This window comes from bacterium (assembly GCA_016699595.1).
Taxonomy (GTDB): domain Bacteria; phylum Patescibacteriota; class Dojkabacteria.
The window spans coordinates 206,871-222,114 of sequence record CP064982.1; the positions used below are offsets into that span (position 1 = coordinate 206,871).

15 protein-coding genes and 1 pseudogene are annotated in these 15,244 nt (G+C 31.9%); all 16 read right to left on the bottom strand.

From position 1 onward, the window contains the following. Positions 1–20: 20 nt before the first annotated feature. A complete protein-coding gene (locus IPJ91_01095) occupies positions 21–2,498 on the bottom strand; it encodes an ATP-dependent Clp protease ATP-binding subunit (GenBank protein QQR93737.1) in 2,478 nt (825 codons plus the stop codon). A 250-nt stretch (positions 2,499–2,748) separates the two neighbouring features. Then, positions 2,749–5,160 carry a phenylalanine--tRNA ligase subunit beta gene (gene pheT, locus IPJ91_01100; GenBank protein QQR93738.1) on the bottom strand — a complete coding sequence of 804 codons (2,412 nt, stop codon included), beginning with the start codon at positions 5,158–5,160 and terminating at the stop codon, positions 2,749–2,751. Between the two features lie 210 nt (positions 5,161–5,370). Further along, positions 5,371–6,399, bottom strand: a complete 1,029-nt coding sequence (gene pheS, locus IPJ91_01105) for a phenylalanine--tRNA ligase subunit alpha (GenBank protein ID QQR93739.1) — start codon at positions 6,397–6,399, stop codon at positions 5,371–5,373. A 108-nt stretch (positions 6,400–6,507) separates the two neighbouring features. Further along, a complete protein-coding gene (locus tag IPJ91_01110) occupies positions 6,508–6,912 on the bottom strand; it encodes a hypothetical protein (GenBank protein ID QQR93740.1) in 405 nt (134 codons plus the stop codon). Between the two features lie 8 nt (positions 6,913–6,920). Then, positions 6,921–7,265: a 50S ribosomal protein L20 gene (gene rplT, locus IPJ91_01115; protein ID QQR93741.1), complete on the bottom strand. Its 345-nt coding sequence runs from the start codon at positions 7,263–7,265 to the stop codon at positions 6,921–6,923. A 4-nt stretch (positions 7,266–7,269) separates the two neighbouring features. Continuing rightward, positions 7,270–7,470 carry a 50S ribosomal protein L35 gene (locus tag IPJ91_01120; protein ID QQR93742.1) on the bottom strand — a complete coding sequence of 67 codons (201 nt, stop codon included), beginning with the start codon at positions 7,468–7,470 and terminating at the stop codon, positions 7,270–7,272. 18 nt (positions 7,471–7,488) lie between these two features. Beyond that, positions 7,489–8,106 carry a translation initiation factor IF-3 gene (gene infC, locus IPJ91_01125; protein QQR93743.1) on the bottom strand — a complete coding sequence of 206 codons (618 nt, stop codon included), beginning with the start codon at positions 8,104–8,106 and terminating at the stop codon, positions 7,489–7,491. 27 nt (positions 8,107–8,133) lie between these two features. Beyond that, positions 8,134–8,691, bottom strand: coding sequence for a nucleotide exchange factor GrpE (locus IPJ91_01130; protein QQR93744.1), 558 nt, complete (start codon positions 8,689–8,691; stop codon positions 8,134–8,136). A 17-nt stretch (positions 8,692–8,708) separates the two neighbouring features. Continuing rightward, entirely contained in the window at positions 8,709–10,277 is a 1,569-nt protein-coding gene (locus tag IPJ91_01135; protein QQR93745.1) for a tetratricopeptide repeat protein, read from the bottom strand. A 56-nt stretch (positions 10,278–10,333) separates the two neighbouring features. Beyond that, positions 10,334–11,350: pseudogene (gene tsaD, locus IPJ91_01140) on the bottom strand (tRNA (adenosine(37)-N6)-threonylcarbamoyltransferase complex transferase subunit TsaD). 52 nt (positions 11,351–11,402) lie between these two features. Further along, entirely contained in the window at positions 11,403–11,717 is a 315-nt protein-coding gene (locus IPJ91_01145) for a hypothetical protein (GenBank protein QQR93746.1), read from the bottom strand. An 87-nt stretch (positions 11,718–11,804) separates the two neighbouring features. Then, on the bottom strand, positions 11,805–12,050 hold the full coding sequence (locus IPJ91_01150) for a hypothetical protein (protein QQR93747.1): 246 nt from the start codon (positions 12,048–12,050) through the stop codon (positions 11,805–11,807). Beyond that, a complete protein-coding gene (locus IPJ91_01155) occupies positions 12,047–12,727 on the bottom strand; it encodes a hypothetical protein (GenBank protein QQR93748.1) in 681 nt (226 codons plus the stop codon). The genes IPJ91_01150 and IPJ91_01155 overlap by 4 nt, the downstream gene beginning before the upstream one ends. 135 nt (positions 12,728–12,862) lie before the next feature. Further along, positions 12,863–14,017, bottom strand: coding sequence for a tRNA-guanine transglycosylase (locus IPJ91_01160; GenBank protein QQR93749.1), 1,155 nt, complete (start codon positions 14,015–14,017; stop codon positions 12,863–12,865). Further along, positions 14,005–14,661 (bottom strand): hypothetical protein, encoded by a 657-nt coding sequence (locus IPJ91_01165; protein ID QQR93750.1) that lies wholly within the window; start codon positions 14,659–14,661, stop codon positions 14,005–14,007. Before IPJ91_01165 ends, IPJ91_01160 begins: the two co-directional genes overlap by 13 nt. Then, the gene (locus IPJ91_01170) at positions 14,661–15,221 is read right to left on the bottom strand and encodes a Sua5/YciO/YrdC/YwlC family protein (protein QQR93751.1); all 561 of its coding nucleotides are present in this window, start codon (positions 15,219–15,221) and stop codon (positions 14,661–14,663) included. The genes IPJ91_01165 and IPJ91_01170 overlap by 1 nt, the downstream gene beginning before the upstream one ends. Positions 15,222–15,244: the final 23 nt, after the last annotated feature.

Below are 15,244 nucleotides of genomic sequence, written 5' to 3' on the forward strand. Positions count from 1 at the left end.
TATTATCAGCAAATGGTTTCTTATATCTTTTTAATTTTTAGCTTGCCTTTTCCAACTTTCACTTCAAAGTCATTTTCATCTTGCAAAATCCCTTCTGCGATTTTATCTTCTACTTCTCTTTGAATTACTCTTCTTATTTCCCTTGCTCCAAATTCCTCACTAAATCCATCTTCCAATAGTTGTTCGATGACTTTTTCATCGTATTTCATATCAAAATGTTGAGATACTAAGTTTTTGACTACTTTGTCGAGTTCTAGCCTAACTATTTGTTGTACTTCATCTTTTGCAAGTGGCTTGAAAATAATTATCCCATCAAGTCTGTTTATAAATTCTGGTTTGAAAAATTTGTCTATGTCTTCTCTGACTTCTTGGACTACAAAATCCCAAGTTGATTTAGGGTTATCATTTTTTGTAACTTTACTTTTTTTCGCTTCGATATTGTCCGTATCTTCATTAACTTTGAAACCCAATGCATTACTTACTTTCCCAAATTTATAATAATCTTGAATAATTTCAGAACCTAAGTTGCTTGTTGCAATAATTATAGTATTTTTGAAACTAACTGTTCTACCTTTTCCGTCAGTCAATCTTCCATCTTCAAGAATCTGAAGTAAAGTATTGAAGATTTCATTATCTGCCTTTTCTATTTCGTCAAGTAAGATCAAACTATAAGGATTTCTACGAACTTTTTCAGTTAATTGTCCACCTTCATCATAACCAACATAACCTGGAGGAGCTCCAATTAGTTTGCTTGAAGTGAATTTTTCACTAAATTCACTCATGTCAATTCTGATTATATTTTCATCACTTCCAAATACTTCAGCAGCGACTGATTTTGCAAGTTCTGTTTTACCTACCCCAGTTGGGCCAAGAAATAGAAAACTAGCAATTGGCCTACTTGGACTTTTCAAACCAGCTCTGGCTCTACGAATAGCACTTGCGACAGCTTGAACAGCTTCGTTTTGACCTATCAATCTTTTGTGAATATCTGATTCTAAATTAATTAGTTTCAACTTTTCGTCAAGTTTAAGTCTACTAACTGGAATTTTTGTGATCATTGAGCAAACTTCAGCTATATCATCTTCAGTTAATTTTGGAGTTCCAGTTCCTCGAACTTTCATCCATTCTTGTGTCAATTTTTCAATCTCTTTTTGCTTTTCATCTATTTCCAATTTCAAAGCGGCTGCTTCTTCAAACTTTTGGGAAACTGTAAGACTTTCTCTTTCTTGTTCCATTTTTCCTATCTCATGTTCAACCTTCTTCAAATCTTCAGGCTTTACCATTTTTTCTAACCTAACTTTACTTGCAGCTTCATCGATAAGATCAATTGCTTTATCCGGCATAAACCTGTCCTGAATATATTTCTCAGCAAATTCAGCAGCAGCAACTATAGCTTCATCAGTAATTTCAATTTTGTGATGGGATTCATACTTGTCTTTGATTCCTCGCAAAATCGCTATAGTTTCTTCAATTGTTGGTTCATCAACTTGAACTGGTTGAAATCTTCTTTCCAAGGCTCCGTCTTTTTCTATATATTTTCTATATTCATCAATCGTCGTTGCACCAATCATCTGAAGCTCACCCCTAGCTAATGGTGGTTTCATTATATTGCTTAGGTCAAGTCCACCTTCTTTGTCACCTGCCCCAACAACTGTATGAAGCTCGTCGATAAATAAAATAATTTTTCCCTTTGCTCTCTGAACTTCTTGAAGAATCTTCATCGCTCTTTCTTCAAATTCACCTCGAAACTTAGCACCAGCAACAAGCATCCCGAGATCAAGCGCCATAACCCTTTTGTCAAGTAAGACTTCAGGAACATTTCCACTAGAAATCCTAAGTGCCAAACCTTCAGCAATTGCAGTTTTTCCCACACCAGGATCACCAATCAAAACCGGATTATTTTTTTTTCTTCTACTAAGAATTTGTATAACTCTAGTGACTTCCTTGCTTCTTCCTATAACTGGATCAATTTTCCCTGCCTTTGCAAGTGCTGTAAGATCACGGCTATACTTGTCAATTGTGGGCGTTTCACTAACTTCTTTTTTCTTTAGTTCTTCAGCTCCAACTATTTTTTCTACTGCGTTTCGAACTTCAGGAAGGTTTAGTCCAAAAGACTTCAAGACTTGTGCAGCCAACCCCTCATTTTCTTCAAGCAATCCTATCAAAATATGTTCGGGTCCTACATACCTATGATTCAAGTTTCTTGCATTTTGTATAGCAAGTTCCAAAACCTGTTTTGCACGAGGTGAAATCTCAATTTGATTTGCATTCGTTGCATTGCCAGGAGTCAGGCTTGGTTCTATTCGGTTTCTTATAGCTTCAGATGATGTTCCTAAATCATTCAATACTCTATCTACAACATCATCACTACAAATTCCCAACAACAGATGTTCTGTATCTATAAATGGCATTCTAAAGTCAAGTGCGTATTTGGCTGCGTTTTGAATTGCTTCTTTTGCCCTATCTGAGAAAAGGTCTAGTAAATTGAATTGAAACATAGCTTGTTAAATAAAGTAAATTGTTTGATAAATTGAATGTAAAATTACATCTAATTTTAATTTTATCATTATTTTTGAAGAATGGAAGTAAAAAACTAGCAATCACAAAGAAGCAGTGCTAATGCAAATTGTTTCAAATAAAATAATGGATTTAGCAAGTTAGCTTTACTATACAGTAAGCAATTTTCTTCAAAATCAAACTTTATAATTAAAGGTAAAGTGAATTGACAATAAATAGTTGTTACTCATTTTATCCAACTTGTGCTCCCAATTTTTCTACAACTTCTTTTGTTATCAAGTCTACTATATTCTTATCTTCAGAAGTTGCTCTAACTGTAACAGCATGTTTGGTATCTTTATCAAATCTACTTACTTGAGATACTTCAATGTCAAAAAAGTTATCTTTTATGAAGTCTACTAGCTCCTTTATCTGAAACCTGTCTCCTACTTCGAATGTTATGTCTTGTGAGATAGCTTCGGTACTGACTGGTTTGAAATTCAGATTATTCCGCTCACTATATTTCAGCATCTTTTCCAAATCCAATTCTGCAAGTCCAACTTCATTCAGTTTGAAATTCTCGCTAACTTGGGGGTTCACCAAACCAAAGTAACCTAGAATATCTTCTCCAATTCTTACAATTCCAGCTTGTGATGGATTGAAGATAAGTTGTATATCATCCGTGTCTCCTAGTTCAGTAAAACTTACAATTTCATAATTGTCAGATATATTACTAATGTCCAAAACTTCTTGAACATAATGACTCAATTGCTCTAGTTTATTTGTAGTTAGCAATCCAAGTTTCCAAGGTTGAGAAGGTATTCTTATTACTCCATTTGACTCGATCATAGAGTTTGTCACAATTCTTGTAAGTTCAAAGTAATTTATTTCTTCAAATCCAAACCTTCTCCTGTTGATACTTGCTTTTTCCAATAATGATGGTAAAAGTGTATCTCGTAATTTGTTGAGTTCCGGTGATAAAGGATTTAGAACTTGTATAAGGCTGTTTGAGTTCAGGTTGCTATTTTCCCAAAGATTATCATTTACAAATGTATAACTTAACATTTCATCAAAACTTTGTCCAATTAAGAAAGTTTTCAACTTCCTTTCCAGTTTTGATACATCGCTTGTTTTAACTGGAGTAGCATTTCGCTTTGGTATTGTTGGCTCTATCAAATTATAACCATACAACCTCCCAATTTCTTCAAGTATATCCTCTTCAATGTTTATATCTCTTCGCCAAGTAGGAATAAGAAGTGTCACAAAGTTGGTATTCAAAACTGGGTTGACTCCATCGACATTAACATATGCTGCGTGATCTGTGTTGATACCTAGTGATTTTAGCTTATTTATTGCCTCAGTTTTGTCCATACTAATACCAAGAAATCTCGATACTCTATTGAAGTCAAATTCCACGTACTTGTCACTCATCGGCTCTGGATAAATATCTATAATTTCAGATGCAACCTCTCCCCCTGCGATATCTACTATCAAACTAGCAACTTCATTTATTGCTTGCACTGTAAGTTCTGGGTCAAGGCCCTTCTCAAAACGAGTTGATGCCTCTGATCTCAGTCCTAGAGTTCTACTTGTTCTTCGGATATTGAACATTTCAAAATTCGCAGCCTCAATTAGTATAGTTCTTGTTTCATTACTAATTTCTGAATCCATGCCACCCATTATGCCAGCAATGCCAACTGGAGTATTTTCACCATCGCAAATCAACATCATTGATTCATTCAAATCTCTTCTAACATTATCTAATGTAAGAATGCTCTCATCAAGATTTGCATCTCTTGCAATCAATTTATTTCCTTTGATTTTACTGTAATCATAAGCATGAATCGGTTGTCCTAAATCCATCATTACAAAGTTCGTAGCATCTACTATATTATTCACCGGTCTCATACCAACTGAAGCAAGTCTATCCATCAACCAAATTGGTGATGGCCCAACTCTGACACCTTTTATCACTATTCCTGAAAATCTTTTGCAATTATCTGTTTGTATTTCGATTTCCAAATCAAGATTTGTAGTTTTTGTAGGAAGCTTGTATTCAATTTCTGCAAAATTATCTAATTCTAATATTGCATTGACTTCTCTAGCTATACCTTTTATCCCAAAACAATCGCCTCTATGTGTCAAACTTTTATTCTCAATTTCATAAACTATATCAGGGTTGAATTCGCCCTTGATGTCTTCGTCGGTAACTAATTCAGTACCTACAATTTCATTATTATTCAGTTCAAGTATACCATTATGCTCCGAACTAAGTCCAAGTTCTCGTTCAGAACAAATCATTCCTTGACTCTTGATTCCTGCAATCTCAGCTTCATCTATATCAAACTTCTCTCCAAATTCATTCAAGCAACTACCGCCTACTTTGCAAACGACGACTTTCAAATTGCTTCTTACATTTGTGGCTCCACAAACAATGTCCACAGCTTCATTTCCAATGTCAACTTTGCAGATATGAAGCTTCTTTGACTTTGGATGTTCGCTAACTTCAAGTACTTCTCCAACAACAAGTTTGTTCAATTTATCATTTCTGAATGTAAATCCCTCAACTTCTGCAAGTTTTTGTGTTATTTGTGTTCTAAATTCTTCTGTGTCGTTAGTAAGTTTCGGGATATAAGTTTTTAACCAGTTATTTGAAATAAGCATTTTTATATAACAATTAAATATAAAATATTAGATAAAATCTATTTGATACTAAATATTATTTACTTTCCTTCTATTCTATAATTTACAATAATCATAATGCACTTAGCTAGGTCTGTGAAGTATTTGGAACTTGAATGCTGATTACATAAACTCTGACTTAGCTTACTTGATAAATATATGATATATCAAGCGTCTAGCACTTAATCATTTTCAAAACTGATCCAAGAATCTTCGGTCTCCTGAATGAAAAAGTCTAATATCATCGACTGCATACTTTATCATTACCAATCTTTCAAGTCCAAAACCCCAAGCGAAGCCGGAATAAACCTCGTGGTCAATCTCGGCCATTTTCAAAACATTTGGATGAATCATTCCGCAACCAAGAACTTCCAACCAACCAGTACCTTTCGTTATTTTCAAAATATTTTCACTTGGATTATCCCATCTAATTTCAATGCCGTTTCCGGGCTCAACGAAAGGAAAGTAATCACAGCTAATTCTGATCTCAACTTCTTTCTCGAAATAGGCTTCAAAAAAAGTTTTCAAGATACCTATCATATCACTAAACCTAATTCCCTTCCCTACTACGACACCTTCACACTGGAAGAAAGTATGTTCATGTCGAGCATCAGTGGATTCATGTCGAAAACATTTTCCAATACCTGCAGTTCCAAGAAATCCGTTCTCAAGTGCATCGATTTTCGTAGCGAACTCTTTCAATATCCTATTTTGAAGTGAGCTAGTATGAGTTATCAAAACATTTTTGTCAACATTTGTAAAAAGTGTATCCCAACTATCTCTTGCTGGATGACCTTCAGGTATATTTACAGCTTCAAAATTGTTGTATTCACTATCTACCTCAAAAGCATAAGCAATTTCAAAACCCATTTTTTGGAAAATATCTTCAATCTTCCATCTTTCTTGTGTGAGTGGATTTAGTTTGCCAATCTTATGTTGCGGAATTGCAAGACTTATATCCTTCCAAGTAGATAGCTGTATTGACAATTCTTTCTTCTTTAGCTCTTCTCGCTTTGTATCAAAGATATTTTGCAACAATTTTTTTTGATTGTTTAATTCATTTCCAAGCAGTTTTCTTTGCTCTACAGGTAACTGAGTAAGATCTTTGAACTTTTTCATTAGTTCGGATTGTGGACCGATTGTATCTTTTTCGAAGGTATCTAGTTCTGAAATAGTGTCTATGAGGCTTACTTTATTTTGTAGTTCAGTTGTTTCTGACATGGCGGTGATTATAACAATAAAACCTTTCAATAGACAAAAAAATCCCGCAGTTGCGGGATCCTTAGTCTCAACATAGTGTAGTCGAGCTACCGACTATATTCGATTATATTATATCAAATTCAATTCCCTTAATTTTGCTCCCAAAGCTTTTAGTAGCATTAATTGAAATTTTGTTGTAGGTTTATGTTCTATTCCTTTAGGATCTGTGAGTTTATCTATACCCTCCCCCAATATTTCAAACGACTCAGGAGGTATTTGCAACAATTGTCTGTAAGTTACTGAACTATTCAAAAGAATAAATTCTGCAGCTATTCTAGCTAAATTATTTATAGCTTCACTAAAAACTTTTCGAACTCCTTTTGTTCCAGGATTTATTAATTCGCCTGTATTAAAGCTATGTGCTTCTAGTTCCAATAAATCTGGTTTACGCTGTACATTATTTGTAAACAAGCGAACTATTTCATCTACTTTTTCTTGTTTTTCGCGTTGTTTTTCTTCCTTTCTAGTAGTCATCTTAGTAATTATTTTACATTATTTACTATTTCACCAAAAACTTCAGGTTTATCAAGAGCTAGGGTAGCAAGAATTTTCCTGTTCAATCTCTTGAAATCAGATTTTCCAAGCTTATTTATAAATTCACTATATCTCATATCATACTTTGTTAATTCTGCAGAAATCATTTTGATCCATCTTTCTCTATATACAGAAGTTCGTCTCCTTCTATGTCTGAAGCTATAATCTCCGGCATGCAATACTGCTTCTTTTGCTCTTTTGATCAACTTGTGATTTGATCCTAAGTAGCCTTTCGTCAATCCTAGTATTTTTTTGTGTTTTCTATGGGCTGAAATGCCTCTTTTTACTCTCATTTTTTTATATCCATTTAATTATAGTTTTTGTTTGTGCAGTCTTTGTTAGAGATTTATCGCCAGTCATTCGATTTTTTTTCAGTGCTGACTTCTTTCCTTTCAAATGATGATTGTCGAATTGACCACTATGCATAAGTTTTTGTTCTGTTTTGGAGCCTGTAACTCGAAATCGCTTCGAAAGACCTTTGTGCGTTTTTTGTTTCATCTTGATAATTTTGTAAAACTATTTCTTTGAAAAAATAACTGTATATCTCCTATTACCTTCAAATTTTGGAGGTTGATCTATTTTAACATTATCTTTCAGTTTTTCAAGGATTTTATCCATTATCTCCTGAAATTTGCCTTGCGGTATTCTTCCTCCTTTAGCTCGAATTTCTACTTTCACAGGCATTCTTTTCTCTGTAAATTCAATGGCTCTTTCAATCTTTTGGTCCAAATGACCTGATGATGAGTTAATCCCTATCCATAAAACTTTTGTTTCAGTTGTATGTTGTTTCTGTTCAGATTGTTTCTTTTTTACTTCATATCGAAATTTATCCCAACTCACAATCCTACAAACAGGTGGCTTTGCATTTGCAGAAATTTCAACTAAGTCAAGTTCTTGTTCAGTTGCAATTCTTCTTGCTTCATCTGTAGACAAAATCCCCAAATTCTCTCCATCACTATCAATTACTCTGACCTCTGTTGCCAAAATATATTCGTTTCTATTAAAACCATATGTATTTTCTCTAGCTTTAAATGGCTTGTTGAATCTTGGTTTATAGTTCGGATTATAATTGTTTCCTTTGTAATTCGAATTCTGTTTGAAATTATTTGAGAATGAATTGTTACTCTTATACATTAATGTTAATTATATATTTACCTGTCATTAATTTGAATAATTAAATTTACCAACGATAACTTTCGTAGGTCTCAGCGTTGTATTTGTACTCTTCATCATATAACCCTTTTGTACAATGAATCTCACAGTATCATCTTTTGATTCTTCATCTACATCAACCAAGCTTATAGCTTCCATTTTCTCTTCGTCAAATTTATCACCTTCACTTATATGCAGCTCTTCTATTCCTTGATTATGTAAAAATTGAAATATCTTTTCCCCCAAAATATCAAAATTTTGCACTACTTTTTGGACATCCTCTTCGTTTGCTGATTTCTCTCTTATTCTTTCTATATCATCTGACAATTCCAATAGTTTTGAAAAAATTAAGGTATTTCCCAAACTTCTTGCTTTTGCAATTTCTTCTTCAAATCTTTTTCTCAAATTATCACAATCAGCTAAAGCTTTCAACTTTTGATACTTTTCCTCTTCCAAATTTTTCTCTAAATCAGCAACCTTTTTCTCTAAGTATGTCTGGTCTAATGGAAGATTATTTGGTTCGGTTTGATCAAAGTCTAAGTTCGTATTACAATTTATATCATCCATGAAAGTATTAATTATAACTATTGTTTAAGTAAGGATTCAGCCTTAGCTGCAAATTCACCTGTATTGTCAAGATCTAGAACTTTTTCAAGTCTTGCTTTGTATGCTTTTGATATCTCATCAATTGAATCAGCAGTAGTTGAAAATTTTAACATATCTTTGTAAATTATGCCAATATAATAGTTCAGTATAGCCATGTCTGGATATTCTTTATCCAAATTTGACAAATCTTGAAAAACCTTGATATAAAAAGATGCATTGCTTTTATTTTCTTCTTTTAGAACATTTATTTGATAGGAAGACCAAATATTATAGAATTTAATTAAATAATAATTTTCTGTATACCCATCAGCATTTTGCCAAAACCGAAGAATATCATCAGAGTTTCTATAAAGATTTTCATAATCATTCACTTTGTTGAATAATATATAATTTAGTCGCATATAGTTTGCAAAATCATCTTTTGATTTGCTCGCAAAATTCATCTTTTTGTAAACATTTGCAGATTGAGTGTAGAGATTTGCTCGGAATAGCATTTCAGCATAAATTTTCAAATTTGCATTGTTACTATCCATGAGTATAGCTTTATCGTAAGTCGAAATTGCCTTTTGAGTCTCGCCTACTTTTTCCAAAGCTTGTGCAAGATAGATTTGAGATTCTGGTGTTGGATTTAAATCAAAACTTTTTGTTAGATCATTTATAGCATCTTGAAAATTATTAAGTTGATATTCAGCTATACCTTTTATCAAAAATCCACCATAATACTCCGGATTTTCAGCAGAAAATTTTTCAGTTATATCTTTTGCAAGGATAGATAACGAATGATTGGCCATATATCTTGCAATATTTATGAGTTTTTCATTTTGGCTAATTTCTTGATTTTCAAATAACTTTCTTAGTTCAATAACTTCTTCATCTACATATCCTGCCTCAATTTTATCTAAATAACTTATTGCTGTAGTAGGGATAGTATAATTTGATAATGCTAAAACTATAAAAATTTCTCTTTCAAATTCTCCTTTGATATAAGAAGGATAGTCAATAACTATTTTGTTCAAATTTGTCTTTGCAGCATCAAAATCTGAATCCTTCATAGAGTAAAAGTAAAGATATGCGGATTTACTTAGATCAGTTGTTTTCACAAGATTTTCAACATTCTCAATGTTGACATTTGCCCAAAACTTCTTTGAATACAAATTCAAATTAGACATGTCATTTTCTAAATAATAGATGTCAAGAATCTCCATCATCAAGGTTAGACTTGAAGGATTTTTTTCTAATCCAAGTTTCAATACTTGCAATGCATCATCTGTTCTATTTTTAGTTAAGTAAATGTTAGCTAGATTATGATAAAGGTTCGTGTCGTTAGGATGTTTTTGGATGCCTTCTGCAAGAACCTTGGCAGCTGATGTGTAATCATACTTTTTCAATAATTCATTTGCTATATCATCATAATTCGTCTCTGTGATTACATTTTTGTCTCTCGTGAGAACAATAGCAGTGCCAATTATGAAGCCGAAAACTATTATTAAAATCAAAAATATAAAAAAAATGCTTTTGAAGTTTGATGCTTTGAATTTCATTTTCATATGATGAAATAATACTAAAAAGTTGGATACTTTTAAATCAAAATTTCTCTGAATGTTTAATTAACTAAAAGATATCCAAATCCAGCAATCATTGCAGCATTGTCAGTGCAGAGTATTTGAGGTGGAAAACTTACTTTTATATCATATTGATTCATTACTCTAGTCATAGTTTCTCTAAGTTTAGTGTTTCCTGCAACTCCTCCTGCGAGATAAATTTGAGAGGCACCATACTTTTGCGCAGCTTGCAAAGTTTTTTGACAAAGTATATCAACTGTAGTTTTTTGAAAACTTGCTGCTACATTACTTTTTTCTTCTTCAAGTTTTTCAACTTCTTTCAATTCTTTCGCTAACTTTACTACATGAGTTTTCAAACCTGAAAAACTAAAGTTTAAATTTTCTTCAAATCCATTCCCGGTCATAGGATGTGGTAATTCAAATTTATTTTCATCTCCAAGTTTTGCCAATTTTTCTAAGTTTACTCCTCCAGGATATGAAAGATCAAGGACTCTAGCAACTTTGTCAAAACATTCTCATGCTGCATCATCTACAGTTTCACTTATTATTTCCAGTTCAAATTTATTATCTACATTTTTGAGTAATATCAACTGAGTGTGTCCACCAGAGACTAGAAGACAAAGAGCTTGATTTGGCAACTTCTTTGTAATGCTAGATCTATTATTTGCAACAACATTATCAGATTCTTTGAATTCAAGAAAATTTGCCCAAACATGAGCTTTGAGGTGATCAACTTCGAGAAGTGGTTTATCTACTGACAATGCAAGTCCTGAAGCATAAGCATAGCCAACTGAAAGTGCAGGTGGAAGTCCGGGATTTCGCGCAATTGCGATAGCATCAATATTATCAATAATTACTTTAGCTTGTTGTAAAGCCTCATCTATAACTATTGGTAATCTTTCGAGGTGAAGTCGTGAAGCAATTTCAGGCACAACTCCACCATATTTTGCGTGCAAGTCAGCTTGGGAAGCAATTATATTTGACCAAATTATTTGACCATTTTCAACAACTGATGCAGCAGTTTCGTCACATGTTGTTTCGATTCCTAAAATTAGCATAAAAAATCTTATGAAAAATTCAAACTATTTAGTTAATATTATTTTTGTAAAATCATTTGCCAATAAGTAACTTTAGTGAATTTATTACTTTTGGCATATTCATCATTCCCATTCCAACAGGATAATACATTGGAAAACATTTTATTTCTTTTTCTCCAATATTTAACATTTCAAATTCTAAATTTTGATACTTACTTACTGAAATTCTTTTATTCAAAACAATCGAACTTACTTGATTACCAAATAACATTGTATTACTTGGGTTAAGTTCTGATAATTCTTGATACATCAAATCTAAATAATTTCTAAACACTTTATCTTTCAACGGCTTGGCATCAATTTGTGTACATTTTGCCAAATTTGTCACATAAACTTTGTTTTCAGCTAAATAATTATACAATGACTTTGCAAATTCTGCTGTCCAAGCATCATTATTTTGAGTATTCTTAAAATATTATTCATTTAACATCCCAACTCTTTGAAATAATTTCCAAACATTTTTAGTTCCAATCCAAGGTGCCTGAATTCCTGTCCAGCTTTTGTGTGAACTAATATTTTTCGCAGTTGGATTCATGAAGACAAAAACATATTTTGGATTTTCTGTGCAACCAGCTCCATATATTGAATTGAAGTTTGTATCACCATGCAGTTCGTGTAACTTATCAAACTCGGAATGTAGGTGTGTTAGTTGAAGATTCATAAAATATTGATAAACATAAATATTATAACCGCAGCAATTCCCCAAACAGGCAACATTAATATTGATGTATATCTTCTCATTATTGGATAATCGAAATATTCCCAATGTTTATACCTTTTACTAACTATTAAATTAATTGTATTACCAAGAGCACCTTCTCCTATTGATCCGGTAACGCTACCTATAAGAAATATAAATAAAAAATTGGTTGAGATATTTGTTAAAAATACCCCCAAAAATATAATTGGTAAAATTATACTTAGAAAATATCTGCTAAATCTAAACTGTAAGTTCAATTTTTCATTGTCTAAATTATAAAACTTACTTAGTAGAAAAATTGTTGCAATCATTATTGAAAATAGCAAAAGAAGAAGTTTGAGAATTATTAGTTGATTTGGATTTATATTTAATTTAATTGCAGATGGTATAAAATTATTAGTTGTTGCAATAATTAATAAAACGCCTCCAGCATAATATCCAATATTCACTAAGCTTGCATATTTAATCAAATCAAATGAATTATCGGCATAACTATATAATCTGTGTTTTTGAAATAAGTGATAAATATAACTAAACGAGTATTCTGCAATAACAAAAACTACTGACATTGAGATTGCTATAGCTGCATTTTTACCGAAAAACATTAAACCTATCGAGATAAATAAAATATAATTCAAGATTGTAATAATAAAGTAGCTCACATTGAAGTCTAAATGTTTAATAAGATTGCGATGTATTACGCTAGTTAATAGGTAAGTTAGGAGAAAAGTTAATGTGAACATGATGAAGATTTTATATATATTTGCAAAATTCTAACAAAATTTTTCAACCAACTCATTATAAAACTCTAAATTCTGCAAACTTGCAATTCTAAATGCATTACTATCTTTGATTTTGAATAATTGTCTTAGATATTTGAAACTAGTTGTTCTAAGTTCTTCACTTTTTGAGTTAGGATTTATCATTCTGTCATCATGTTCATATTTGGCTGAATTTATCCTGATTGTTTCAAAACTAGAACGAGATGAATTATTACTACAATGATCACAGAGCGAGTCATTCCAAGTATAAATAGTCCCGTGCCTTGCGTTTCTAGTTGGCAATACGCAATCAAAAAGATCATAACCATACTTCAAGCATTTTATAATGTCATGAGGCGCACCTACTCCCATTGCATAGTTATAAACTTTCTTCATTGGAGACACATTCAAAACATAATTCAAGCTATTTACAAGTTCTGCATTAAACTCAGCAAGTTCATCCAAAAAACTTCCATCTTTATCAAGTGGCCAACCTCCCCAACCATAACCACCAAATCCGATTGCAGCAAGTTTATCAAAACAATATTTCCTTAGTTCAAAATTTCCTCCACCTTGAATTACACAAAAAATAAGAGGTTTGTAATTATTATCAAATTCATTTATTTCTTTTAGTCTTTTTTCAAAATAATCTTTACAAATCTTCGCCCAACGAACAGTTCTTTCAACTGATGATTTTATCCTACCTATTTCAGAATCTGGTTCAAGAGGATCATCAAGTACAACTATGACATCAGAATAAAGTGCAAACTGAATTTCAATTGATTTTTCTGGTGTTAGTTTATGGATACTTTTGTCAATCGGTGAGCTAAATTTGAAAAACTCGTCAGTTACTCTTCCTAAACCTCTTTTTGCGAAACTATATGCTTGAAAACCTCCAGAATCAGTTAAAATTCCACCTTGCCAATTTGTCAAATTCCTAAAGTTATATTTTTGAGAATTCGTTAAATTTTTCAATTCTTCTAAACTCATATCTCTACCAGTTCTATTCAAATAGTTTAGATAATTATGCAAAGTATTTGTCACAATTGCAGAAGTTCCAATTTGTTTTAGATCTGACCAAGAAACTGAATTTACAACTCCATAAGTTGCATCAGGCATGAAAAATGGTGGATTTTGGGTTGAGAAATTATTTTTCAATTGATACATATGACTGTATAAAGTCGTAGATTTTTTCGGATGTATTTCAAAAAATCACCTTCTCCAATTCTTGCTTTGCCTATTTCTCTAACTAACTTTTCAAATTTGATAAGTTCCATATTACCACAAATCAACGGATTTTTTATCCTTGAGATTCTGATAACCTGAGTTTCAACACTTGGCTTTGGTTTGAAATCATTTTTTGATAAATCCATCAGAATATCAAAGCCAAAATAATTTTGATATACAATTGATTTTAGATTATTGCGAAAAACTCCCATAAACATTTCAGCAACTTCTTTTTGAACTATAAAAACCCCATATTGAAAATGACTATTTTTCATCAATTTAGTCAAAATTTCTGAAGTAAATGCAAAAGGCAAGTTAGAAAGTACTTGATAATCAAAATCTGGCAATTCAAAATCAAAGAAATCAACATTATAAATATTCAGCTTTGGATAATATTTTTTGAGGTTTGTAGCAAGTTCGATATCTTTTTCTAGAATAATTGAGTGAGGTTTCAAAAATTTGCTGAATTCTCCGTGTCCACCACCTATTTCTAAAGTTGGCAAGGAAGAATCTTGATTTGCAAGAATTAGTTTGACTTTACCTGAATTTGTGAAAAAGTTTTGAGTATACTTCAGTGAAAACATTATTCAATAATTGTAGCATTTCCTAACCTTACAATTTCAAAATGGTTATCAAAAAGTTTGACTATTGTTGAAGGTTTTTGCAAAGATTTGTAGTGAAATTCATAAATAAAATCTATTTGGCTTCTTATATCTTGTGGTATGTCATGAGAATTCATAATCGGATCTTCTCCAGAATGATTCAATGATGTTTGAGCAATCAAGCCAATTTCGTTGATGAGTTCTGACAACCATTTAACATGTGTGACTCTAAAACCAGAATATCTTTTCAAACCATCTACCATAAATAAATGACTATCAACTTCTACGAGACTTTTCAATGGCACAACAAATGTCATGTCGCTGACATTATTTTTGTGTATGAAGTCCAATTGATAATTATTCAGCTGATATAGTTCAATTACTTTATCAAGTGAATTGCTAAGTATAAGTAATGGTTTTGAATAATCTCTTTTTTTGATTTCAAAGATTGTTTGAATTGAATTATGATCACTATACCTGCAAAATAATCCAGGCACAGTTTCAGTTGGACCGGCAAATACTTTATACTTACTAAAAATCATAATATTAGATTACCAGTAAAAAT